The 25,204-nt window shown below is 51.6% G+C and carries 22 protein-coding genes; 12 read left to right on the top strand and 10 right to left on the bottom strand.

Annotation, left to right across the window (positions count from 1 at the left end; all coding sequences use genetic code 11):
* Positions 1-2: 2 nt before the first annotated feature.
* Entirely contained in the window at positions 3-1,667 is a 1,665-nt protein-coding gene (locus JL719_RS16825) for a diguanylate cyclase (protein ID WP_033155433.1), read from the top strand.
* A 32-nt stretch (positions 1,668-1,699) separates the two neighbouring features.
* On the opposite strand, the gene JL719_RS16830 is transcribed toward JL719_RS16825, so the two are convergent.
* From JL719_RS16830 to JL719_RS16845, 4 genes are all read right to left on the bottom strand, one after another.
* Positions 1,700-2,113: an RNA recognition motif domain-containing protein gene (locus JL719_RS16830; protein ID WP_033155434.1), complete on the bottom strand. Its 414-nt coding sequence runs from the start codon at positions 2,111-2,113 to the stop codon at positions 1,700-1,702.
* A 168-nt stretch (positions 2,114-2,281) separates the two neighbouring features.
* Positions 2,282-3,799 carry a phytoene desaturase family protein gene (locus JL719_RS16835; protein ID WP_225892877.1) on the bottom strand — a complete coding sequence of 506 codons (1,518 nt, stop codon included), beginning with the start codon at positions 3,797-3,799 and terminating at the stop codon, positions 2,282-2,284.
* Positions 3,781-5,364 (bottom strand): aldehyde dehydrogenase family protein, encoded by a 1,584-nt coding sequence (locus JL719_RS16840; RefSeq protein WP_033155436.1) that lies wholly within the window; start codon positions 5,362-5,364, stop codon positions 3,781-3,783. The genes JL719_RS16835 and JL719_RS16840 overlap by 19 nt, the downstream gene beginning before the upstream one ends.
* A gap of 12 nt (positions 5,365-5,376) precedes the next feature.
* Positions 5,377-6,912, bottom strand: a complete 1,536-nt coding sequence (locus tag JL719_RS16845; protein WP_033155437.1) for a phytoene desaturase family protein — start codon at positions 6,910-6,912, stop codon at positions 5,377-5,379.
* Between the two features lie 59 nt (positions 6,913-6,971).
* Here JL719_RS16845 and JL719_RS16850 point away from each other — a divergent pair, with 59 nt between their 5' ends.
* Both JL719_RS16850 and JL719_RS16855 read left to right on the top strand, forming a co-directional pair.
* Positions 6,972-7,145: a hypothetical protein gene (locus tag JL719_RS16850; protein WP_165385975.1), complete on the top strand. Its 174-nt coding sequence runs from the start codon at positions 6,972-6,974 to the stop codon at positions 7,143-7,145.
* Positions 7,146-7,225: 80 nt separating this feature from the next.
* Positions 7,226-8,071, top strand: a complete 846-nt coding sequence (locus tag JL719_RS16855; RefSeq protein ID WP_033155438.1) for a PA4780 family RIO1-like protein kinase — start codon at positions 7,226-7,228, stop codon at positions 8,069-8,071.
* 69 nt (positions 8,072-8,140) lie between these two features.
* Here JL719_RS16855 and JL719_RS16860 read toward each other — a convergent pair whose 3' ends face one another.
* The 4 genes from JL719_RS16860 to ppgK form a co-directional block, all read right to left on the bottom strand.
* Positions 8,141-8,311, bottom strand: coding sequence for a hypothetical protein (locus tag JL719_RS16860; protein WP_165385976.1), 171 nt, complete (start codon positions 8,309-8,311; stop codon positions 8,141-8,143).
* Positions 8,312-8,438: 127 nt separating this feature from the next.
* On the bottom strand, positions 8,439-10,796 hold the full coding sequence (locus tag JL719_RS16865) for a xanthine dehydrogenase family protein molybdopterin-binding subunit (protein ID WP_051669657.1): 2,358 nt from the start codon (positions 10,794-10,796) through the stop codon (positions 8,439-8,441).
* Complete coding sequence (locus JL719_RS16870) at positions 10,793-11,260, bottom strand: (2Fe-2S)-binding protein (RefSeq protein WP_033155785.1); 468 nt, start codon at positions 11,258-11,260, stop codon at positions 10,793-10,795. Before JL719_RS16870 ends, JL719_RS16865 begins: the two co-directional genes overlap by 4 nt.
* Before the next feature lie 535 nt (positions 11,261-11,795).
* Entirely contained in the window at positions 11,796-12,539 is a 744-nt protein-coding gene (gene ppgK / locus JL719_RS16875; RefSeq protein ID WP_033155439.1) for a polyphosphate--glucose phosphotransferase, read from the bottom strand.
* A gap of 1,212 nt (positions 12,540-13,751) precedes the next feature.
* On the opposite strand from ppgK, the gene JL719_RS16880 reads away from it, so the two are divergent.
* From JL719_RS16880 to JL719_RS16895, 4 genes are all read left to right on the top strand, one after another.
* Positions 13,752-14,168, top strand: coding sequence for a thiol-disulfide oxidoreductase DCC family protein (locus JL719_RS16880; RefSeq protein WP_033155440.1), 417 nt, complete (start codon positions 13,752-13,754; stop codon positions 14,166-14,168).
* A gap of 24 nt (positions 14,169-14,192) precedes the next feature.
* Positions 14,193-14,810, top strand: coding sequence for an SOUL family heme-binding protein (locus JL719_RS16885; protein WP_033155441.1), 618 nt, complete (start codon positions 14,193-14,195; stop codon positions 14,808-14,810).
* A gap of 9 nt (positions 14,811-14,819) precedes the next feature.
* Complete coding sequence (locus tag JL719_RS16890) at positions 14,820-15,185, top strand: sirohydrochlorin chelatase (protein WP_033155442.1); 366 nt, start codon at positions 14,820-14,822, stop codon at positions 15,183-15,185.
* A 208-nt stretch (positions 15,186-15,393) separates the two neighbouring features.
* Positions 15,394-16,533: a DEAD/DEAH box helicase gene (locus tag JL719_RS16895; protein ID WP_026604005.1), complete on the top strand. Its 1,140-nt coding sequence runs from the start codon at positions 15,394-15,396 to the stop codon at positions 16,531-16,533.
* Positions 16,534-17,080: 547 nt separating this feature from the next.
* Here the strand turns inward: JL719_RS16895 and JL719_RS16900 are convergent.
* Positions 17,081-18,256: an acetyltransferase domain-containing protein gene (locus JL719_RS16900; protein ID WP_033155443.1), complete on the bottom strand. Its 1,176-nt coding sequence runs from the start codon at positions 18,254-18,256 to the stop codon at positions 17,081-17,083.
* A 78-nt stretch (positions 18,257-18,334) separates the two neighbouring features.
* On the opposite strand from JL719_RS16900, the gene JL719_RS16905 reads away from it, so the two are divergent.
* The 3 genes from JL719_RS16905 to JL719_RS16915 all read left to right on the top strand — a co-directional run bounded on the left by JL719_RS16905 (position 18,335) and on the right by JL719_RS16915 (position 21,295).
* Positions 18,335-18,583 (top strand): Rho-binding antiterminator, encoded by a 249-nt coding sequence (locus JL719_RS16905; RefSeq protein WP_033155444.1) that lies wholly within the window; start codon positions 18,335-18,337, stop codon positions 18,581-18,583.
* Positions 18,584-18,643: 60 nt separating this feature from the next.
* Positions 18,644-19,318, top strand: coding sequence for a transaldolase family protein (locus JL719_RS16910; protein WP_033155445.1), 675 nt, complete (start codon positions 18,644-18,646; stop codon positions 19,316-19,318).
* A 204-nt stretch (positions 19,319-19,522) separates the two neighbouring features.
* The gene (locus JL719_RS16915; protein WP_225892878.1) at positions 19,523-21,295 is read left to right on the top strand and encodes a L,D-transpeptidase family protein; all 1,773 of its coding nucleotides are present in this window, start codon (positions 19,523-19,525) and stop codon (positions 21,293-21,295) included.
* Positions 21,296-21,360: 65 nt separating this feature from the next.
* Here JL719_RS16915 and mepK read toward each other — a convergent pair whose 3' ends face one another.
* The gene (gene mepK, locus JL719_RS16920) at positions 21,361-22,338 is read right to left on the bottom strand and encodes a peptidoglycan L,D-endopeptidase MepK (protein WP_033155447.1); all 978 of its coding nucleotides are present in this window, start codon (positions 22,336-22,338) and stop codon (positions 21,361-21,363) included.
* 1,086 nt (positions 22,339-23,424) lie between these two features.
* Between mepK and JL719_RS16925 the strand changes: the two genes are divergently transcribed.
* Together JL719_RS16925 and JL719_RS16930 are read left to right on the top strand one after the other, a co-directional pair.
* Positions 23,425-24,729 (top strand): DUF3422 family protein, encoded by a 1,305-nt coding sequence (locus JL719_RS16925; protein ID WP_225892879.1) that lies wholly within the window; start codon positions 23,425-23,427, stop codon positions 24,727-24,729.
* A gap of 242 nt (positions 24,730-24,971) precedes the next feature.
* Complete coding sequence (locus JL719_RS16930) at positions 24,972-25,142, top strand: rubredoxin (protein ID WP_084153209.1); 171 nt, start codon at positions 24,972-24,974, stop codon at positions 25,140-25,142.
* The last annotated feature ends 62 nt before the right edge of the window (positions 25,143-25,204 follow it).

Consider the following 25,204-nt stretch of genomic DNA (forward strand, 5'->3'; position numbering starts at 1 on the left):
TTATGACCGAAGCGACAAATTGCTGCGTTTTATTAATCGAAGACGAACCGGGCGATGCCAGCCTGGTTCGTCAATATTTGCGCGCCTCGCCTACTCTGCGTTTCGAATTGATCTGGCGCGAGAATTTGGCGGATGGCGAACAAATTATTGCCCAACAAAAAATCGACGTGGTGCTGGTGGATTTAAGCCTACCGGATTCGCGAGGCTTGGATACCGTCAGACGCATTCGCAAAGCGACCCGACTACTGCCGATTATCGTGCTGACCGGGCACGACGATACCGAGTTTTCTCTGAAGGCTCTGGACTGCGGCGCGCAGGATTATCTGATCAAATCCAGCATAGACACCGACAGCCTGGTCAGGGCCATACGCTACGCGTTGACGCGGATAAGCTTGGAAAAACGGCTTCACGAGTCCGAGCAACGGATGGGTATGGCCTTACAGAGCGCAAGCTTAGGCTTATGGGATTGGCATATTCCCAGCGGGAAAGTGATTTTCAACGACCTATGGGCCTCTATGCTGGGCTACACGCTTGACGAGGTGGGATCCGATATCGACATTTGGAAACGCTTGGTGCATCCGGATGATTGGCATTTAATCACAGCCTCTCTGGAGCCGCATTTGCGCGGCGAAACCGAGCTTTACTCTGCTGAACATCGCTTACTGCACAAGCAAGGCCATTGGGTTTGGGTACACGATACCGGCCGCGTGCTGGAGTGGGATTTTCAGGGCCAACCGATTCGCGCGGTCGGTATCCATCAGGATATCAGCTTGCGCAAGGCGTCGGAGTTGCGCGACCACTTGTTAATATCGGCCCTGGAAACGGTGGAACATGGTGTAGTGATTACCGACATAAATGCCAATATCGAATGGGCCAATAAAGCCTTTGAAACGCTGACCGGCTTTAGTCGCCAAGAAGCCACCGGCATGCGGCCCAACGAGCTGGTTAAATCCGGCAAGCAAGACCAGGCGTTTTATCAGGCTTTATGGGAGACCATACTAGCTGGAAATACCTGGCGCGGCGAAATCGTCAACCGGCGCAAAAATGGCGAACTGTATGACGAAGAACTGGTGATTTCCCCCGTCAAGGATCAGCAAGGCTGCATACGCCATTTCGTGGGCGTTAAACAGGATGTTAGCGAACGCAAAAGGATGCAAACCGAGCTGTGGGAATTGGCAACAACCGACGGTTTGACCGGTTTTTTAAATCGCCGGCACTTTATGGCCCGTCTGGAAAACGAATTTGCCAGAGTAAAGCGCAATAATCACCGGGTAGCGATATTAATGCTGGACCTGGATCATTTCAAGCAGATTAACGACGGTTACGGACACCCCACCGGCGACGCGATGTTGCAGCACTTTGCCGGCATTATGCGCGCGGAATTACGTCAGATTGATGTGGTGGGCCGGATTGGCGGCGAGGAGTTCGCGATATTCATGCCTGAGACCGATGCCGAACCCGCCATGATCATTGCCGAACGCTTACGTAAGGAGCTAGCCGATACACCGCTGATGATAGATAAGCATGTGATTCCAATAACCGTCAGCATCGGGATTGCCTTAATGCATGCCGATAGCGGTACGGCGGATTGCGTCTTGACCAAGGCCGATAAAGCTTTATACACCTCTAAGGAAAATGGCCGGAACTGCGTGCGCGTCTGGCTTTAGCAGCAGTCTAATAGCCAAACGGCATGGCGCCTTTAAAGCGTGATGGGATAGAACACATTGGAAAAATCGACATAAATTTCCACGCTAGCGCCGCGGCGCCGATCCTGAATGCGTTTCTCGATAATCTCTCTCGGCACCGGCACCCCATTGCGGCGCCGGTCATTTTTGACGTCGCGCTGTTTGTAAACTCGCACCAAAACCTCGCAACCGTTAAACAACAGGCCGTTCAGATTCTTAATAGCGCGAATACCGGCTTCATCGGAATTCACCGACACCAGGCCGTGATGCTCCAGCTGATTGCTGCGCTTGTCCCGAATCACCATCACATCGACGGTTATCACGTGCTTGGCCTGTTCTATTAAATCTTCACTGACCGCCATCGCCACGTAAGAATACAACTCGTTGGGCCGGGTCGATGCCGGGATATTCCGAAAAAAAAGCAGCATAAAATCTAGCTAACAGTAGGCATACGAAATAAGCCAAAGGCGCGTGAACACTGCACTCCGGCGCGAATGGGTTTATGCCGGGCTAACCCCAAGCCATACAAACGCCGCTTAAGTTTAGGCTTAAATTTAACCGGCTTATGCAAATCCGAATTTTTTGTCTGCCTGGGGCTAAGCCTGCCCCAAATCCGCCAAAATCTTATCCCGCACCAACTGTCCGGACAAGGTCACCATCGGCATACCGCCGCCCGGATTGACGCTGCCGCCGACGAAATACAGATTGCTTAATTGCTTGCTGCGTTGCGGGGCCTTGAAGCCGAGATTTTTCCAACGGTCCGCCACCACGCCGTAAATCGAACCCAGGTTGGAATAGTATTTGGCCTGAATATCCAGCGGTGTCCAGTATTCCTCGGTAACGATATGCTGGCGTAAATCGGTGAGCCCCATGCGCTCCAGTTTGGCCAATACCCGCTCGCGCAACGCCCAATAATCGTCGGCCGTCAGCGGTTTGTCCGGATTGATATGCGGGATGTGCGGCAGGATTTTGATGATTTCGTAACCGTCCGGCGCCTGGCTCGGATCGGTTTTGCACGGCGCCACCAAATAAATCGTCGGGTCGTCGGACAATTTGCCGCTATGAAACACCGCATCGAAATGCTCGCGCGGATGATCGGAATAAAAGAAATTGTGATGCGCCAATTGCGGATACAACCGGCTCACACCCAAATGCAACACCAGACCGGAACAGGTCGGCTCGAAGCGCTGCATTTTTTTCAGTTCCGCCGGTGAGTTATGCAGCAATTTGTCCATCGCCGGAATCACTTCCATATTCGACACTACGATGTCGGCCGCCAATACTTCGCCGCCTTGCAGTTTGATGCCGGTGGCTTTGCCGGCTTGGTATTGAATTTCCTCAACTTCGCTGTTCAAGCGAATGGATACGCCCAATTCGATCGCCAGCTTTTCCATGGCCTGCGCCAAGCCGTACATACCGCCCTTCACATACCACAAGCCGTATTCATATTGAATGTAAGGCATCAGATTCATCAAAGCCGGCGAATCGTAGGGCGACGAGCCGACGTATTTGATGAAGTAATTGAGGATGTCGATCAATTTGGGATGGGAAATAAAGCGTTTGACGCCCTGATCCATCGACCGAAATACGTCGAAATTCAAGGCGCGGATGGGGCCGTAAAACTTCAGCAATTCCCAGAAGGTATCCAAGCCCTTGGCAAAGTAACCGGCTTCGGTTTCCGTACCCAGCTTTCTGGAATAGGCCATAAAGTTGGCGAATTCGGCGGCAGTATTCGGGCCCAGTTTGTCCAGCTCGCGGCGCTGATTTTCCGGGTCTTCACACAAATCAATGGTCGTGCCGTCTTCAAAGAAATTGCGCCAATGCGGCTCGACTTTTTCGATGCCGACATAATCGGCCATGTTTTTACCGACTTTGGTAAACAGTGCTTCGAAGATGTGCGGCATGGTCAGGATCGACGGTCCCAAATCAAAGGTAAAACCGTCTTTAGTCATAATGTTCAGCTTGCCGCCGACCTTATCGTTCTTTTCGACCAACTCCACCGCGAAACCTTCACTAGCCAGCGAAATGGCCGCCGACAAACCGCCCAGACCGGCGCCGATCACGACGACACGTTTATTGTTATTGTTTTGCTTCATCAGTAGTCCCGTTTCCATGACAACAGTAATTTAAGATTTTGCCAGCGCTGGGTTAAATCGAACGCTGAATATTCCCGAAAAGCTTGTAGCGCCGGCCAGTTGCGTTTGATGCGTTGTATCAACGAACCTTCGCCGTAGACAAAGTCCATATAGCCTTTAAAGTCCTGGTAGCGCTGTTCCGAATACGGAAACCAGTTCGGTTCCTTGGGTAAATGGCTGCGGCTGGTCATGCCGGCCACGGGGTAGGTAAAACTGCGTAAACCTTCCGCGCCGTGATAACGACCGAAACCGCTTTTTTTCACGCCGCCAAACGGCAGGCCTGGATGACCGATATTTTTGATCACATCATTGATCGCCCAATTGCCGACCTGCAGCTGGTCGGCAACTCGCTCGGCTTTAGCAATATCCTGGCTCCACACGCTGGCATTCAAGCCAAATTCGCATTCGTTGGCCAAACGGATTGCTTCGGCTTCATCGCTAAAGACCATCACCGGCAGCAGTGGCCCGAAGCTTTCCTCACGCATCACCCGCATGCCGTGATGGACATTCCATAGCATGACGGGTTTAAGGTAATTACCCTGCCGTTCCAGCGGCCCGGAGGCTTGCGCGCCTTGGGCAATGGCGTCCTGGTAATGCGCCTCGACAACTGCAATTTGCCTTTCGCTGGTCATTGCACCCAAGTCGCCGTGCGGGCCGTGCCCGACCTGCAATTGCGAAACGCCCTGTTGCAACAAGCTTAAAAACTCATCGTGGCAGTCCTGCTGGACATATAAACGCTCGACCGACACGCACACCTGGCCGCTATTGCAAAACGCGCCGTACAAAGCCGCATCGGCCGCGCGTTGCAATGCCGCATCGTTGAATACCAGCATCGGGTCTTTGCCGCCCAGCTCCAGCAACACCGGAATCGGATACTGCGCGGCGCGTTGCATAACGGCTTTACCGCTATTCAGGCCACCGGTGAAAAACACCAAATCCGGGCCGGCATCGATCAGCTGCGCCCCGGTCACACCATCGCCGACCAGCCATTGCACCAGGCCTTCCGGCAAGTCCAGCTGCTTGAACAAATCGACAATCAGCTGTCCGACCGGCAAACTTAGTTCTGATGGTTTCAGAATCACCCCGTTGCCGGCAAACAAAGCGGTCAGCATCGGCCCGACCGACAGTTGAAACGGATAATTCCACGGCGAAATCACCGCAACCACACCGTAGGGCCGCCGCTCGATGCCGGCAGTGGCGCCGGGAAAAGCGAAGGGTGAAGTGGAAATGCCTTGATAGCTCAGGATATTGGCGGCGTACTTTTGGTAATAGCGAGCCAAATCCAAAACCGGGTAAATCTCGCCCAGCAGGGCTTCGGTGCGGACTTTGCCGGTAGTCAGGCTGATTTGCTCGCAAATCGCGTCCAATTCGGCCATCAATAAAGGCACCAGCTTGGCTAGAATTTTCGCCCTTTCGGCTACCGGCCGCTTGCCCCAGATTTGCGCCGCTGCACGCGCAGCCAGCATCTGCTGCTGAATCGCCTCTAAATCGCTAACCGGAAAGTCGCCCAACACCCGGCCATCGACCGGTGAAACGGCCTGCATCGTCGCCACCGCTTAGGCCTTGGCTTTTTTCAGCCAGGTACTTTGTTGAATTTCCTTGAAATGCACCCGGTGTTTGCGGGAAATCAGATTCGAGGAAATCCGCGCCGACTCGTATATGGTCGGCAAACCGCTACCCGGATGGGTGCCGCCGCCGACCAGATAGCAGTTATCCAGCTCTTCAAAGCGATTATGCGGCCGCCAGTACAGCATCTGGCTGAACTTGTGCGACAAGCTGAAGGTAGCGCCTTTGTATACGTGTTCGTCGCTTTCCCAGGTGCCGGGGGTGATGATCTTTTCGCATTCGATATGCTCTCGTAAATCGCTCAAACCCAGACGCGCACCCAGCGTATCCAGCACTTGCTCGCGCACATCGGCGCAATGGGTTTGCCAATCGACGCCGCTGTCGTTATTCGGCATCGGCACCAGCACGTATAGCGCCGACTTGCCGGCCGGCGCCAGGCTGGCATCGCTGACCGAAGCGTTTTGCACGTAAAACGAAAAGTCCTCGGTCAAAGTTTTATTGCTGAAGATATTGCGGATATTGGTACGGTAATCCTTGGCAAACACAATGGTGTGATGCGGCAGATCGTATTGTTTATCCAGGCCCAGATAGAGCATGAAGGTCGAGCAGGAATACTCGCGCTTTTGCAATTGCTGATGATCGTATTTGCGCAAGGTACCGGGCTCCAGCAAATGCGTCATAGCGTGGGCAAAATCGGCATTGACGATCACTTCGTCGCCGCGCACTTCCTCGCCGTTTTGCAGTCTCACACCCTTGGTCGCGCCGTCTTCAACGATCAGCGAGGCCACTTCGGCATTCAGATGAATATCGCCGCCGGACTCGGTCACCACTTGCGCCATCGCCGTCGCAATCTTATTTAAACCGCCGGCCACATGGTAAATTCCGTATTCATGCTCAAGGTACGGCAACATGGTAAACAGTGCCGGACACTCCCATGGCGACATGCCCAGATACTTGGATTGGAAACAAAACGCCAGGCGCATTTTTTCCTTATCAAAATACTGGCCCAGGTTGTTGAATACGCTTTTCGGAAAGGCCAGCCAGGGCAAGGCCTTGATCAAATCCAGCGAGAAGAACGAAGACCAATTGGAGTAATCGCGGGTAATGCACGGGTACAAACGATTGAAGCGGCTGCGCTCGTTATCCATGAAACGCTCGTAGCCGGCGCTGCCTTCATCGAAAACTCGCTCCAGTTCGGCGCGCATGTTTTCCCTGTCGGAAAACACATTGATCTCGCGGTCGTCATACAACAGCCGGTACATCGGACTGAGCGGCATGAACTGCATATAGTCCTCGCTGCGCCGGCCGCATAATTCAAACATTTCATCCAAAACACCCTTCATCAATAAAAAGGTCGGACCGGTATCGAAGGTAAACCCGTCCATCGTAATGGCCCGATTGCGGCCACCAACATGGGGATGTTTATCGAATATGGACACTTTAAAGCCGCGATGGCTGAGTAACATGCCGGCGCACAAGCCGCCAGGGCCGGCGCCAACGATGATGATATGTTTTGAATCTGCCATGATATGAGATGAGCGGTGCTTGCCGAGTCGTTTTATAAAAGCGCTAATGTAACAGCAAAATGTCAAAAAGCGACCTATTCACCAACACCAAAGTAAAACCAAGCGCACTAGCAGAGGCTACGCGAACCCGGCAAACCCGATTTTATCTAAGGTTGCGCCACCGAGAAATCAACGGCGATTCAGTGTATCGGCTTTACGCGCCGATTATTGATTTGAGCCTGCGCGAACCCTAAGGATTGTTCTCGCGGCTAAAAGTGCATCGATTGGCAGAAGTTTTGCGCGATATTCCTGCGAGCGCGGCATAATAGGCAGCATGAAAACACCGAAAAGACTTGAACCCCTAATCGATAGCGGCTTGATCGACGAGGTCATAGGCTCGCTGAAGAGCGGCAAGGAAGCCGCCGTGTATGTGGTGCGTTGCGGCGCGGAAATCTGCTGCGCCAAAGTTTACAAGGAGGCCGACCAGCGCAGCTTTAAAAAAAGTGTGCTTTACCAGGAAGGCCGCAAAGTGCGCAATAGCCGCCGCGCCCGCGCGATGGAAAAAGGCAGTAGCTATGGCCGTAAAGAACAGGAATCGGCTTGGCAAAACGCCGAGGTGACGGCTTTATACCGCTTGGCGGATGCCGGCGTGCGAGTACCGAAACCCTACAACTTCATCGACGGCGTGCTACTGATGGAATTGGTCGCAGATGCCGACGGCCACCCGGCGCCTAGACTCAACGACCTGGAAATGCCGGCCGAGCTGGCCCGCGAATACCATGCGTTTCTGATTGACCAGATCGTGCGCATGCTCTGCGATGGCTTGGTACATGGCGATTTGTCCGAATACAATGTGCTGGTCGGCAGCGACGGGCCAGTGATTATCGATTTACCGCAAGCGGTGGACGCTGCCGGCAATAACAACGCCCGCGCGATGTTGGAGCGCGACGTTGCTAATATGGCCGCCTACTTCGGCCAGTTCGCCCCGGAATTGTTGACGACACGCTTTGGTAAGGAAATGTGGAAGCTATACCAAAGCGGCGATTTGCACCCGGAAACTCAGCTGACCGGGCATTTCGCAGACAGTAATAAACCAGCCGATCTACGCAGTGTGATCCGCGAAATAGACGCCGCACGCGAAGACAACGAAGCCAAGCAGCGTTTTCTCCAAACTCCATAGCCCTGAGCCCTAAAAAAGAAAAAGCCGGTGTTACCCGGCTTTTTCTTACTGCTTGGCACCGCTGGCCTATCAGGCATAGGTGTCGATTTTGCTGCCTATTCTTGCATCATTATCGCCATCTGTGTCTTTCACAACCGCTTGCACGGGCGGCGTTGCTGCTTGCTGATTGGCTGCGGGCTGTTTCGCTTGGTTGGTGATAGGGAAATACGGTGTTGAACCTACTCCCGATACGGATGACATGATTTATCTCCTCTGGATTGAATAGTACCCGCCATGTTTCGGCTGGCATCCATTTATCGACCGGTTTTACCAAAGCTTTAAACGGGTGCGGCAAGCTAATTCAGCTCACCGCCATGCCCATAAATTCTCAGTCTTTCAGCAGCTGATCGCCTATCGGTAACTGCCGGATCCGCTGCCCGGTGGCGGCAAAAATCGCATTACACAGTGCCGGCGCAATCGGAGGCACGCCCGGTTCGCCAACCCCGCCCAGGGGCGTATCGAATTCGGCGGGCGGCAGCAGATGCACTTTGATTTCGCGTGGCGCGTCATCGATGCGCGTGAGTTGATAAGCATGAAAATTGTCTTGCTGCACGGCGCCGTTTTTAAAACTGATTTCACCGAGCGTCGCCAAGCTGACACCCATGACACAAGCCCCCTCGATCTGCGCACGAATCCGCTCCGGATTGACTTGCGGTCCGCAATCCACCGCCACATCGACTCTAGGGATGCTTAATTTGCCGGCCTCATCCACCGCCACTTCCACGACGACAGCCACATAAGTCACAAAGCTGTAATGCGCGGCCAACCCCAAGCCATGGCCTTTGGGCAACTGCCGGCCCCAGCCGGCTTCGCGAGTGGCCGTCTCGATCACGCGGCGCAGACGGCCGGTATCGACCGGGTAAAGCGCCGGCGATTCGCCGTGGTTCCAGGTGTCATTTAAACTGGTCGGATCGATCCGCCGGGCCGGACCGATTAAATCCAGCAGAAAATCCCGATGATCGCGGCCGGCCGCGGTCGCCATTTCCGCCACAAAGGACTGCACGGCAAACGCATGCGGAATATTGGATACCGAGCGAAACCAGCCGATACGGGTATGCGCGGCGGCCGGCGGATTTTCGATGCGCAGATTGTCGATGGCAAACGGCACGTTAATCACGCCCATCCCCAATTCCACCGGCATCTGTTGCTTGCTGTCCGGTCCGAAAGTAGATGAAATGCTCGGTGCCGCAGTTCTGTGCAGCCAGGCTATCGGTTTGCCTTGCGCATCCAAACCCGCTTCCAAGCGTTCCAAGGACACGGTATGGAAATAGGCATGATGCAGATCGTCCTCGCGGGTCCAGGTCACTTTCACCGGTTTGCCTTGCATCGCTTGCGATAACAAGGCCGCTTCGATGACGTAATCGGGCTTGGATTTACGGCCGAATCCACCACCCAGCAGCGTAACATTCACTGTCACCTTGTCTTCCGGCAGTTTTAGCCATTTCGCGACCTTATCCCGGGTTAACTGCGGCGCCTGGGTACAAGTCCAGATTTCGCAATGGCCCTTGACGATACGTGCCGTCGCTGCCGGCGGTTCCATCGGCGCTTGCGCCAGATGCGGTAAATAATATTCCGCTTCCAGGCGTTTGGCCGCGCCTTGCAAGGCAGCATCGACATCACCTTGTTGGCGCACCACTTTGCCTGGTTGACGGACTGCGGCTTCCAGTTCGGCTTTGTAAGCTAGAGAATCGTAGCTGGCGTGTTCGCCATTGTCCCACTCGATTTTTAAGGCGTTGCGGCCCTGAATAGCCGCCCAGGTGTTGCTGGCAATCACCGCGACGCCACCAAGCGGATTAAATTCGGCCGGTAGCGGACTGCTAGGTAGTTCCACGACCTTTACCACACCCGGCACCTTCAGTGCGGCGCTGGCATCAAATTTTAAAACTGTGCCGCCCAATACCGATGGCCGCGCCACGACGGCGTACAGCAGACCTTTCAGCTGGGTGTCTATGCCGTAAATGGCGCGTCCGGACACAATATCGCGGCCATCGTAAATGCCTTTCCGACCTTTACCGATGTAACGAAAATCCGCCGAATTCTTCAAACGCAAGCTGTCGCGGTCTGGCACCGGCAATTTTGCCGCCGCTTTGGCTAATTCACCGTAGCCCAAGGTTTTGCCGCTGGGGACGTGCAATATCCGGTGTTGCTCGGCGCGGACTTCTGTTACCGGCACGCGCCAACGCGCTGCCGCCGCAGCTTCCAGCATTTGTCTGGCAGCCGCGCCGACTCGGCGCATCGGCATGAAAAAGTGGCGCATGCTGCGTGAGCCGTCGGTGTCTTGATTACCAAAGCGCTTTTCGTCGCCGGGCGCCTGCACGACATGCACCCTGGACCAGTCGGCTTCCAGCTCGTCAGCCACCACCATCGGCAAGCTGGTGCGTATGCCCTGCCCCATCTCGGAACGGTGGCAGATGATATTGACCGCACCGTCGGCGGCAATGGCCACAAACACCAAAGGATTATCGACCCAACCGTGCGGCATCGCATCGGCGCCAAACTTGCCGGCGGCTGCGGGCGCTGCGGCTTCGTCCGCCTTAAGCAAAGTAGGCAGGCCAACGGCCAACACAAAGCCGCTCAGAGCAAACTGCTTGATAAAGGTCCGGCGGCTGACGTTGTCAATCAAATAACCGTCGTCGGTATCGCTTTGCTCGGCATTGGCTTGCAGAAATTCGGCTGAGTTTTTCATGATTGCACCTCTGGTAAACCGGCGGCCTGCTTGATCGCGGCGCGAATCCGCGGATAAGTGCCGCAACGGCATAGATTGCCGCTCATGGCTTTATCGATGTCGGCATCGCTGGGTTGCGGATGATTTTTGAGCAAAGCCGTAGCCGCCATCACTTGCCCGGCCTGGCAGTATCCGCATTGCGGCACGCCCAAATTCAACCAAGCGTCCTGGACTTTTTTACCGGTCTGATCCTGTTCTATCGCTTCGATAGTGACAATTTTTTTGCCCACCGCAGCCGAAATAGGCGTGACACAAGCGCGCGTTGGCTCACCGTCGATATGCACCGTACAGGCGCCGCAGACTGCCATGCCGCAACCGTACTTGGTGCCGGTCAACCCTAATTGGTCGCGCAGCGCCCAAAGCAGTGGTGTGTCAGCGGGCAGATTTATCTTGCGGCTTTTACCGTTGATATTGAGCGTTGTCATGAGTTTTCTCGCTTCGGTCGGCGGTTGATAACGGCGCCGGCACATCCATCAGCAATATCGGCGCGATAGTTCGCAGCATGGTACACGGGCGGGATTGGGCAGTAAAGGCACTTGGCGTTGGAACAAACTAAAACGCTGGTACATGGCGTTTTAGTCATTTGGGGATAAAGAAACTACCAGGAATGATACTGATGACGGGCCTCTAGCTATCTCCCGACCTAGAGGCTTGCGTCACCAGCACCACCCATGATTTGCACCAATCTCCGACAAGCTTGCGATACAAGAAGTCAGAAAATTAGCTTTTACTACATATGGAAAATATGAGGCTGCCGACTATCTTGTCTGATTGCTCTCACGGAAAAAATAAATTTTTCACTGCCCGCAACCTCATGAACTTAGGTTACCGCGGGTAATTTCATAGTCAAGGTGACTTGGAAACAGAATTTATCGAAGGTAAAAAATATTAGCGCTACTTGAAAAAACTCTTGTTTTACCGTCTTCAATAACAAGGTTTTCTGTCCTGAAGCGCCATCGCTCAAGTAACTTTCGATTTAGCAAATAAAGCCGCGCCGACAATACCGGCCTGGTTTAGAAATGCCGCCGGCTTCACCGGCGTTTTTATGCCTATCTGCTCTTTGAATTTATCGAATTTTTTACTCGCGCCGCCGCCCAAAATAATCAAATCGGGCCAGAACAGTTTTTCCATCGTGTTTAGATAAATGTTGAAACGGTTGCCCCAAGATTTCCAACCTAGGTCTTGCAGCTTTCGGGCAGCATCGGATGCGTAACGCTCGGCCTCCAGCCCATTTTCCAGATACACGTGACCCAGTTCCGTATTGGGTAGCAGATGGCCATCGGTAAACAGCGCGGTTCCCAAACCGGTGCCGATAGTGATCAACAAAACCACGCCTTTTTGGTCGGCACCCTCGCCGAAATGCATTTCCGCAATCCCTGCCGCGTCCGCATCGTTTAAGTTGTGACACTCGCAGTTAGTGGCTGCTGAAAACAATTTATCGATATTAGTGCCGATAAAGGCCTTGGAGATGTTGGCGGCCGTGCGCACCACGCCCTGTTGAATCGCGGCCGGAAAACCGCAGCCTATGGGTCCAGTCCAGCCAAAGTGCAATACCAATTGCGCCAGCACTGCGGCTACCGCCTCCGGGGTTGCCGGCTGCGGCGTATCGATCCGGTGCCGTTCGGAGACCAGTTCGCCCGTTAAGGTATCGACAATCGCACCTTTGATACCCGAACCGCCAATATCCACACCAAGAATTTGCATAAAATATCCTGAAAGTTTGCCATGCAGATTAGACATTCTAGGCGAAGAGCAGCTAAGAGCTTAGAAAATTTTCCGTCAAAATGATCGGCAAACAAAGGTTGCAGCTATCGATTTCCGGTGTTGAGTAATTGATGAATCAGGTAACCGTGGTCAATTATTAGCCAATTTACGAGCGCCTGCTTAAATACAGCAACTTGCGCTAACTTTTACCAGCCTACCAACAAGCTTATCCACAGTTTTTGTGGAAAACCCCGATCAGCGCCGACAACACTAACACGCAAAAGCTGTTGCCAAAGCAATTACCGGATTATGTACCCGGATTTCTGTTATAAATGCCGCACAACAATAAAGATAACCAGGAGTACAAAATGATTACAGTGACAATTTACCTCTTAACCATGTTTTTTGCCGGCTACGCGATTTACCACGTACGGAGCAAATAGCCCGTCATGTAGATAAAAAAAAGCCTCTACCGAATACCACGATAGAGGCTATAGAGTGTGCAGTGCCGGAGTCACTGCTTACGAGGGAGGTCACACATAAAACATAAAGCACTAGCGGGTCCAACAAAAATCAAAGTTCTGAAAATTCGCAGCAGCGAACGACAGCGTAGATATAACCAACTCATCCATCGAAAAGTTCCAAATACCCACAGTAAACTGAGGATAGGTAATACTGTTTTTCCTAAGCTTACCTGAAGCGTTTATCTACTCTGCATCAAGCGTTTGCAGTGGCTCTAAACTACGGCTTCACTATAATCCCCTGTCGAAAATTTACAATTAGCCATTTAAGTTATTCATAATTCCCTTTTCATAAACAATAAAACGGGAACTATCGCTGGAATAACCTATCAAGATCGTTTTTGTCCCTGCCGCCCAGAAAGCGGGAATGTGGCGAGATCACCCTACCTTTTTTAGCATTCGCCCCCTTGCTTCCGCCACATCCGCTGGTAGATTGCGGAGTGCTAAATTTGTTGATTCCTGAAACACGTTCCGTCCTCAGAGGGGTGCTTGATAGCCCGTAATCCCCTTCGATGCGAGTTTCTCGCCAACTGCGCGAGTCCCGCATCGCGAGGGGACTTTTTTGCGTAAGCGAATGTAAACTGCGCAAACATTGTGAAAATAAAAAACAAATCAATACAGACCTGCAGGGCTATTGAGTCGCCAGCCTGGATAAAACAAACTCGCTAACACCACTTCCCGGAACAGCCTCATGAATAGCCAACACGAATTCACGCTACTTTACGACGGTCGCTGCCCCATTTGCCGGAAGGAAGTGAACTGGTTACAGTCGCGAAACAAGCATAACAAGCTGGGTTTGCAAGATATTCATGCCGAGGGGTTTAATCCGGCGGACTATGGTAAATCGCTGGACGAATTGATGGCGGAAATCCATGGGGTGAACCCCGATGGCCGCGTAATTAAGGGCATGCCGGTGTTTTACTCTGCTTACAGCGCTGTCGGCCTGGGATGGCTGATTGCACCCACCCGCTGGCCTCTGCTAAAACCGCTGTTTGACCGTCTGTATGCAGGGTTTGCCCGGCACCGTTTACGTTTAGGTACTTTGTTTGGCGCCAAACCCTGCCAAGATGCCAGTTGCAGCATTCGCTCCGGTCATGGAAAAACATGACCCTATTTGACAAGACTCGTTTACATGAAAAACCCCTTAGCACTACTCGGCAGCCTGATTTTGACTGGATGTACGGTGATGGGCATTAGAAGCAGCGCGGAACCGCAATACCAATTGCTCTCGGAACAGGGAGACGTGCAAATCAGGCAATATCCTCCCTTATTGATTGCCGAAACCGTGATCGACGCCGATTACGCGCAAGCCGGCAATATCGGTTTCAATCGCTTGGCCGGCTATATTTTTGGTGGGAATCAGCAAAAGCAACAGATGGCCATGACCGCCCCGGTGTTTCGGGAAAATGCCGGCGAACACATCGCGATGACCGCGCCAGTGTTACAGCAGGCAGTCGATAATAAATGGACGATGGCTTTTGTGATGCCGGACGGTTACAGTCTCGAAACCTTACCAACGCCAATCGATCCCCAAGTGACTATCAAAGCTTTACCCGCGAAAAAAGTCGCGGTGTTGCGCTATTCCGGCAGTCTGACTTTGGAAAAAATTAACGAAAAAAGCCGCCTCTTGATGGCCTGGATCGAACAACAACAGCTCACTGCCTTATCTGCCGCGCGTTCGGCGGCCTATGATCCGCCTTGGACTTTACCTGCCTTACGCCGCAATGAAATTCATATCGACATCGAATAAGGCATTCCGGTGACACATTTGTTAGTGGTGGCACACGGCAGCCGTCGGGAGGATTCCAACCTTGAGATTCGCGAGCTGATAGAAAAACTGCGGCTGATGACTACTCGCTTCGCGGCAATAGACTGTGCTTTTCTGGAAATCGCCGAACTGACTGTCGCGCAAGGCTTACGCCAACAAATAGCCCAGGGCGCGCGGCAGATTGTCGTGATGCCTTATTTCCTGTCAGCGGGACGCCACGTCAGCATCGATATTCCCGAACAAGTGCAAAGGATACGCGACACACATCCGCAAATCGACATACGTATTGCCAACCATTTGGGCGCCACGGAAAAAATCGGCGGCATAGTACTCGATCTGGCCAGTTTGGCTATTTGAACACGGCATTTGCGCATCAATTTCACTGCCGCGAGCAGCCGTTCAATCAGGCTAGCGCCGGTTTCCTAACCTTAAACCAGTAACCGTGATAGACTGCCCGCTGAAAGTTCATCTTCAATATGTAATTCCCTTAGTCCCCGGGCGGACATCGCGACAGCAGTACTGCCGAACCCAGATTTCTCCCCTTATTTTCCCCATTGAGACCTTAATGCCATTTTCCAATCTCGGTTTATCCGAGGCTTTAATAAAAGCTATTGCCGATTCCGGCTACACCACCCCTACACCTATTCAAAGTAAAGCCATACCCGCCGTGTTAACAGGCCGAGACTTACTGGCCGCCGCGCAAACCGGCACCGGCAAGACCGCCGGCTTTACCTTACCGATCTTGCACCGTTTGGCGCAAACCGACTATGGCCGCAATCGGCCCGTGCGCGCCCTGATCTTGACGCCCACACGAGAGTTGGCCGCGCAAGTTGCCGAATCCGTTGCCAAATACGGAGCGCATCAACAACCGCGCTTAAAATCCGAAGTCGTATTCGGCGGCGTGAAGATCAATCCACAAATGATGCGCTTGCGCGGCGGCGTGGACATTCTGACCGCAACGCCGGGTCGTCTGCTGGATTTGGTCAGTCAAAACGCCGTAAAACTGGATAAAGTGGAAATGTTGGTGCTGGACGAAGCTGACCGCATGTTGGACATGGGCTTTATCAAAGACATTCGCAAAATCCTGGCCATGCTGCCGAAAAAACGCCAAAACCTGTTGTTTTCCGCGACTTTTTCCGCCGATATTCGCAAGTTAACCGGCGATTTGCTGGTTAATCCGGTCAAAATTGAAGTGGCCGTCGAAAACGCTGCTGCCGACCTGATCGATCAACGGGTTTATACCGTCAGTAAAACCGCGAAAACCGCCTTGTTGACCCATCTGGTGAAAACCAAAGACTGGCAGCAAGTATTAGTGTTCACCAGTACCAAGCACGGCGCGAATAAACTCACCGAAAAGCTCAACATCGCCAATATCAAAGCCGCGGCGATTCACGGTAATAAAAGCCAGGGCGCCAGAACCAGCGCTTTGGCCGGTTTCAAAGCCGGTGACATTCGCGTGTTGGTCGCGACCGACGTGGCAGCACGCGGCATCGATATTGCCCAATTGCCGCATGTGGTGAATTTTGAATTACCGCGCTCGTCCGCCGATTATGTACACCGCATCGGCAGAACCGGCCGCGCCGGACAAAACGGCCAGGCGGTTTCGCTGGTATCGCAAGACGAATATCAGGCCTTGCGTCTGGTGGAAAAACTGATAGGTCTGCAAATCCCCCGAGAGCAGGTAGACGGCTTCGCGGCCGCTTAACTTATGTCAATCCCCGCTCGCCCCCAGATCACGTTGGTGAGCGTGCAAAAACCTAGGATGCATCGCTGTTCCGTCAAGTGTTTTATCGACAGAACGGCGCGACATATTGGACTGCAATTCACCGCAGTAAAATCTTACCCGCACTTGCCTGTCGGCTTTTCGCTGGTAGATTCTTGCTCGCAGTGGATTAGTTTCAATATTTCCTAGTTAATGCTCCCGCCAGCTCGATCAAAGCAATACAGCGCATCGTTGCTGAGCCGGCGGGAGCACTTTTATCCCTAATCAATGCACCAACAGAGGTTTATCATGCCGTTCGCTCACCAACCACCTCCTCCTCGTCCCGGCTGGAATTATCAAAGCTATTTTTTAAATCAGTTGAACAAGCAAAAGCAGGCTAAGGAAGCTACGTCGGCTTAATAGCGATTTAAAATTTTACCGCGTGCCGGGTCAAAGGCATTTGGCCCCTGGCAAACTTGAGGCGAAAACTCAATGGAAAATTGCCGCCGGTCATGGTCAGCCTTCTTCTAGTGAAAACACGCCATGCAGGTTACAGGTATTTGAGCCAAGGCCAATCAGGCTTGCGGGCTTTTAAGGCTTCAAAACTTCGGCAAACCGGATACAGCGTTAGCACCACTAACACCCAAATGCCATAAACCACCGGCAAACCATAGCCGTAGCCTTGCGGCAGCTCCGGCACCCAAATACCGCCACCGATTATTGCTGACACAGGTCCGTCTGTGACCGCCGCCACCAATACTGCCAGACCATGAATCAGGTACAAGTGCAGTAGATAAAATAACAACGGATTCCTGCCGAATACTTGCAAAACACCGAAGCGTTCCGCGGACTTGCCCTCAGCCAGCCCCAAAATCAGCAGCGCCGGTCCCAAAGTCATTAACAGATACAATAAGGACGGCGGGTATTTATGACAGTTGATAAACGACAATACGCTAAATACCGGGTCTGGATAGCTTTGCCATGGTTTGGGGTCACCGTAAACATTGCTGAAACGCAAAACCAAAAACACCCATAGCAGGGTTAGACCTAAAGTAAACAGCCGGCGCCGTGTGCGCCAGGCATTGTCAATCAATAAATTGCCAAAACCGAAGCCAACCGCCATCACCCCTATCCACGGAATCAATGGATAGTAAGGATTCAATAGCCAGCCGTCACCGAACGGCACATCGTCACCGGTATGCAGCACGGCCCATAAGGGACCAAAACCACCCAAATCAGCTGGCTTGACTGCATCGAAGGCATTATGCCCGACGATCATGGCTGCACCGAAGGCTACACACCAAGCCAGCGGCAACTTCACCAGCCCGGCCAAGGCGATCATCGACCAAGCAATTGCCCATAACACACCGCCGTCAATATGCCGCAGATCGGCGCGAAAATTCCACGACCAGGCTTCCACGGTACAGGTTAAAACCAACAGCAATAGGCCACGTTCCAGCAAAAACCGGCTCAACGGTGCATCCGCTCCCCGGCGACTCTGCCATAGATACGCGCTGGTACCGGCCAAAAACACGAACACCGGCGCGCAGAAATGCGTGATCCAACGGGTCAGAAACAAGGCCACTGAGGTCTTATCCAGATCGGTGGGACTAAAACGGCTGTCGCTGAAAAAATCGCGAGTGTGATCCAACGTCATCAATACCACGACCAGGCCGCGCAAGATGTCGATAGACGCCAAGCGTGTTGAAGATGAATTGCTATCCAAAATAATTTGCCCCAGATGATTGGCTGTCGAAGACGTCGAGGGTAAGATCGATGAACAAAAAACTCAAGGGGAGATGCCATGAGCGAATCACGAATCGCTTGCGATTTACACGACTATATCGAAATTGCCTGTCTATACGGCTATCGGGTCAGATTGACATTAAAGGATCAAAGAATCGTCGAGGGCCGGGCACTGAATGTAGTGACTGAAGAAAGACACGAATTTCTATTGTTAGAAGATAGCCCTGCCGGAAAAATCGCGCTGGATCAACTGGCAAAACTGCAAGTACTGACATCGAACGCACGATTTACCGAGGTAATTTTCTAAAGATAAGCAACAGCACTGGTTATACTGGCCGCTTTTATCCGTAAAACCACACGCCGTTCCATGTTAGAAATTTATTTAGACAGCGCCGATGTCGCCGGCATCAAAAACCTTTGCCCAGCTTTGCCCTTGGCGGGCGTTACTACCAATCCGTCGATTATGGCCGCCAGCGGTATGGGCCTACAGGAACTACTACCTGCGCTGACAGACATCATCGGCCCACAGGCGCGGTTTCATGTGCAAGTACTTAGTAGCTCGGTTGACGGTATCATTGCGGAAGCACATAAACTTCATGAATTGCCGTTCGACATTATCGTCAAAATACCCGCGCATACCGCTGGTTTGAGTGCTATCAAACAGCTGAAAAAAGCTAATATCCCGCTGTTAGCCACTGCGATTTACAACGTGCAGCAAGGGATGCTTGCTGCGCTGCATGGCGCGGATTACCTGGCGCCTTATCTCAACCGGATCGACAATCAAGGCTTTGACGGCATTGCCGTCGTCAGCGATTTGCAGACCTTCATCGACCGCTACCAATTGCCCAGCAAACTTTTGGTTGCCAGCTTCAAGAATGTCAATCAGGTGTTGCAGGTGTTAAAACTTGGCGTTGGCGCAGTCACGTTGCCGCTGGACATTGCCCAGCAAATCTTGACCACTCCCGCTACCGACACCGCCGTTGAGAAATTCAGCCACGACTGGCAATCGGCATTTGCCGATAAACTGTCTTTTGAAAGCTAAAGTGGCTTGAGAAGATTTGGAGAACTCTGTAAACAACTGCGCCCTTCTCCGAATACCGCCACTACAAAGCTTTGGCAAGCTTTTCGCGTCAATTGTTGTCATAACAGGGTACAATTAGACCAACATTATATTGATTTGCTTTGCGGCTAAACTTAAGCGCAAAGCGCACAATAAACACCCAATTCGAACCCTATTCGTGTAACCATGACAACTCAATCGCACGCCCTGAAAAATTCGCGCCATAGGTATGCCAGGTTAGCGTTGGCGGCCTGTATTTATTATGCGGGAACGGAGCAGGCATGGAGCGCAGATATGCCGGCTACAGTGCCGGAAACCAGTCTGCCTTCGATAAACAGCGTTCCTGAAGTCGTTAATCCTATCCCTGCCGACAACCCGATTGGCGCCATTCTGCTTAGCAAACGACATCCGCTGTTGTTACGCGCCGACTTTAGCCGCGTTAGCGAACTTGTTAGCCAAATCTACCTGAGCACTCAATTTCAACCGATCTGGTTTACAGCAAATCGCTCGGAAAAAAACCTTAACGATTTATTGAGCATATTAAACAATGCATCCAATGATGCGTTGAATCCTGCCAATTATGATGTTGACCGCCTGAAACAGCTGATCAATGAACCAAATCCGGATAGTGCGGCCGTTGCGGGATACGATGTGGCTTTGACCGTATCTATGGCGCGTTATCTACACGATTTGCGGCACGGCCAAGTGGATCCACGCGATGTTGAGTATCCGGTACACATCGCCCCCAAACCCGCTTTGGACTTGGCTGGCTTGTTGAAACAACACTTGGCAGCGCAAACATTGACCGAGGTAGTCGGTCAGTTTGAGCCTAAAACCAAACAATACCAACAACTCAAACAAATTTTCACCCGCTTGCAGCAGTTGGGAAATCAAACGGGGGCTCAGGAATTCAAGCCCGGCAAAATGCTACGTCCCGGCGATAAACATCCGCATATCGTGCATTTGCGCCAACGGCTACGGGACATGGCCTTACTGGACAATAATAATGCCGCCGACAGTAAAACTTACGACAACGATTTGGTTGCCGCCGTCAAAAAGGTTCAGCAACAACAAGGTTTAACGGCCGATGGCGTGATTGGCTCGGCCACTGCGGCATTATTCAATCAATCTTCGAGCGAAAAAATCGCCCAGATCGCGCTAGCCATGGAGCGCGCGCGCTGGATTCCGGACACCACCGACGGGCCGATGATTGTGGTTAATATCCCGGCATTTGAGTTATGGGCGTTCAATTCAGTTGACGATCCCAACCCGCTGAACATGAAAGTGGTAGTAGGGAAATCCCCGAGCAACCAAACGCCGGTACTTTGGGAAGAAATGAAGTATTTGGAATTTATGCCTTACTGGAACATTCCAAAAACTATTTATGAAAAAGAAATTCTGCCAAAAGCAGCCAATAACCAAGGCTATTTAGCCAGCCAGGAAATAGAACTGGTAAGACACCAAAACAGTGAAGAGAAAGGCGGTGGCAGTTATTTACGCGCGCGCCAGCGGCCTGGCAAGAAAAATCCGTTAGGACGGGTTAAGTTCGTATTTCCCAATACCGCCGATGTGTATTTACACGACACCCCAGGCCATGCCGCATTTAACCGCCCTCGTCGGGATTTAAGCCATGGTTGCGTGCGGGTATCGGCGCCGGAACAATTAGCCGAATTTGTTTTGGGTGATCAGGCCGGCTGGGACAAAGAATCTATCAAGCAAGCAATGTCGGCCCCTAAAACCCGCCACGTGACGCTAAAACGTGCCGTACCGGTACTGTTTTATTACGGCACGACATTTGTCGACCATCAAAACCAGTTACGTTTCTACCCGGACGTTTACGGCCAGGACGAACAACTGAAAAAGGCCTTGGACAAAATCCATGCGCCGACAACGGCTAGTTCGACAGCGAATAATCAAATAGTGATGAGCAAAAGCACGGACGTCGGCACTAATCCATAAACAGGAAAATCGAGCAGACATAAAAAAAGCGCCGCAAATGGCGCTTTTTTTATGAGCGAACGACTCTATAACTTCCAGGTTCTGAAGGTTCCCGTGTCCAGATGGATAAAGTTTGACTCAGGGTAATATCCAACGCCGCCACGGTGCATAGCCAGTGCCGCGCCATGAATACGCCGAAGGTCAAAGCGCTCGATACGAATATCCACTGCCCGCCCCTGCATGTGGAAGCTATTGTTCGCAACACCGGAATTCTCGGCATGCAGTTTAGCGTTGGTCAATGGCGAACGATAACCGCAAATAACATCAAAAGGTTGATTTAAACCCAAAATTTGTTTCAAATCGTGTAACTGATCCAGTAACTCCGGATCAATAGGATGCACATCGTCGGTACGATAATCGCGCAACAAAAAGCTGATTTCATCCAGGGCATCGCTAAGGTAACGACCTCTTTCAAAATACGTCAGGCTCAATTTGTCCCCAGTATGCGGATTTTGAAAAGCCAAGGCCCGGTGAGTTGCAAAACGCCCGTGATCCGCTAAAAACAACGAATCTTGGCTAGGCTCCATGAATGATTCTCTTGGTGCCGGCTGAATAATAGAATGCACTCTACCGCCCTGATTACCATGTCGATTGGCATGGTAGGAAGCCGTGTTTACGTGTTGTTTTTTGCCTGTATAAATATCTCGTACACGAGACTCATGTAGGGAGTGGCGTTCTGCATGGGCTGTATGCAGCTGTCCATGCTGGCCGGCTACAGGCCTAAGGTTATTGCCGCCAGCGCTTTTGCTTAGTTTGGCAGGTTGACGAACAGCCTTAGTCGCTTGAATGGCTCCATGTTTAGGCAAGCGCACTGCACTCCTTGCCGACTTCTCCAGTCGATGGTTTTTATCCGCTTTTACCGCTACGCTTTTCGCAGCATGAACGACGCCGGGCATCGCAATAGATAAAACCGCACCAACAGCCAGACGCCCAAAGAAGCTGCGTCGAGACAGCTCTACGTCGTCTTGCTTATTGTCTTGATTTTCTAAATTATGTCTCAGCATCCATAATCTCCTGATTCAACATCATTCGGATAGTGATGATTCCGAAGGCTAATGCCTAACGGGCTTTTGCAATTATAGCACTCTGTCACATTTCAAATTCGCTTTTGCCGACATTTTGCCGCAAGGATTGCTTACAAAGGAGACACGTGCAAACGTTCAATCAGCATCAAATTGCCACTCAATACCGCTTGAAACCTCGCTTTCTCTGCTTACTATTCGCGCTGATAGCATTTTACCGACCGCTGTAAAAGCAACAGCAACAGCCTGACAAACGCGAACAATTTAACCCCTTTGATATGCCAATACAGTCAAGCCGCATCATATTGAAATACTCAATTCCTGCCAGTAAGGTAGCGTAAAAGCTGACTTGAAAATTAAGCCACCAAAACTTGCGGGGGACAAACTACCCCGTAAAACGAAAGCGCCAGCGTTGTGAATAGGCCTGTTTTCTTGCCATTTTTTTGATAAAAACACAAAATAATTTTAACTACGAACCGCTTATCACAGAAGCTTTTTGCTAGAAAGCGTATGGTATCTCGACTGCAAACCATTGGAGAACGACATGGAAAAACTAATTAAACCCCAAAATCAACTGACACTGTCTCAACAGCTCTGTCATTCCTTTTTTTCCCAAAAAGGCTACGATCCTTTTATAAACTTTCATTCGCACGATGGCAGCGCAATGTACGACTCTTACTTACATCATCAAAGGAGTTTTGCATCCGGGATAACAGGGCAAAATTGCCAAATCAGTTTTGTAAGCAAATTCACCAAATTGGAGTAATACACAACGGCGAACATAAAAGCCGCAACCGATTACTCAAACTAGTGAAGCGTCACGGATAAATAATCGGCCTGTGCCAACAGCAGTAGACTTAGCAATCTCGACACCTAACCCATATCAGTCATTAGCTTGGCACAAGCCGCTTTATCAACACATTAGGATATGAGCATCAACAGTTCTGATGCAGTTTTTTTATAGCCCATTGCCCGCATTCACTTAGGCAGTAGCAACCTAGCCCTCTCTACGTTATATTCATCGGTAAAAGCGATAGACGCTAACCTTTGATGCTACCCAATTTACTTGTGACTACTCTATTTCAAATCCCGGAAAATCATCCGCAACGGTTTATATTACATAACGAGGTTCATGCCAGAGCCTCGTCTATTCTCAGCTTGCCGGTCAGGGCCAGTTACCTGGCGCTGGCGTTATCAAGCGATGAAAAAATGCAGGAACGTCGGCATTTGAAAGCACTTTGCGAACGGTTTGGAACTGTACCACCCGACCTAGATGCAGACCACTTTAGCGCGAGCTTCGATGCGTTCCAGATGAGTTGGGAGCAACACGGCGAATTCAGTACCTACAGTTTTTATGCCTACGACATAGACACAGAGCCGTTTGCAGCTCCTGCTTTAAAAAAAGTCCCGGTCGATTGGTTATCGCAGATCAGCGGAAAAGTGATTGTTGCCGCACACGCCAGCATCGTTTCCGCCGAGGAGGTTAATTATCAGGATGAAATGGATTTATCCCCGTTAACCGCCTACTTTGCCGGCAACCCAATCGTTGGTTCAAAAGTAACCGGCGGCGCGGCAGCCGTATTTACCGATTTCCGGATTCATGTTGATGGCTTTAGCCGTTTCTTAGTGGTTAATCAAAACTTGAGAACCGCGCAGGCCGGACGCTTATTGCATCGTTTGTTCGATATTGAAGTTTACCGAGTGATGGCGCTGTTGGCGTTTCCTATCGCGCGCAAACTGTATCCGGAATTAAAAAAGGCTGATCGGCAGCTGTATACCATTACTAATTCGATGACCCAGCCGGATAACGACGACGCTAAACTATTGGATGAATTAACGGCATTAGCGGCTGAAGTTGAGAATCACATTTCCACTCATCAATTTCGTTTTGCCGCAGCCAGCGCATATTACCAATTGGTCGGCCAACGCCTGGAAGACTTGCGCGAAGTGCGGATTCAGGGCATTCAAACCTTGGGCGAATTCATGAAACGGCGTATGGAACCGGCGATGCATACCTGCAATTCCGTATCCCACCGCTTCACCCTGGTTTCCGAGCGCGTCAGCAATGCCAGCCAGTTGTTACGCACCAAAGTCGACATTATTATCGAGCGGCAAAACCAGGGCCTGTTATCCTCCATGGCCCTGCGTGCAAAAATGCAGTTGCGCATGCAACAAATGGTGGAAGGCATTTCGATGGTAGCTATCACCTATTATGCAGCGAGCCTAATCGGCAAAATCGCCGAAGCATTGCACAGTTTAGGATGGCACGTAGACGCCGAGTTGGTGGAAGGCGCATCGATTCCGTTTATTTTGGTCATCATCGGCATAAGTACTAAGCGAATTCACAAGATCATCGCCAGTACGACGGAATGAATACCATCCCATCATGGTGCGCGCCGTAAACCAGCCAAATATTGAACAGGACGAAGATGACATTTATTTATAAAAATCATGCCATTAGATGGTTTTAAGGATAGACTGATTAAGCCCGGCCGGACGACTTTCAGGCAGTCCGAACAATCCCCTCCAAATCTTCGTGGTTTTTTGTGCGCAGAGCTTCGGCTACAATCGCCGGGCTTTCTTTAAACCGTGATTACAATTCGAGGAATCTATCAATGGCAGAGTATAGAAAATACAAATGCAAAACCTGCGGCCACGTTTACGACGAGCAGTTGGGCGATCCCCGCAACGGCGTGGCCCCCGGCACTCGTTGGGAAGATGTTCCAGAAGATTGGGGCTGCCCTAAATGCGGGGCGGTAAAATCTATGTTTACGCTGGTACGTTAACAAGCGTCTAACGCAGTCAATAAAAAGGGCGCAATTTGCGCCCTTTTTCGTTTGATTAATCC

This window comes from Methylomonas sp. LW13, from assembly GCF_016865255.1.
Taxonomy (GTDB): Bacteria; Pseudomonadota; Gammaproteobacteria; order Methylococcales; family Methylomonadaceae; genus Methylomonas.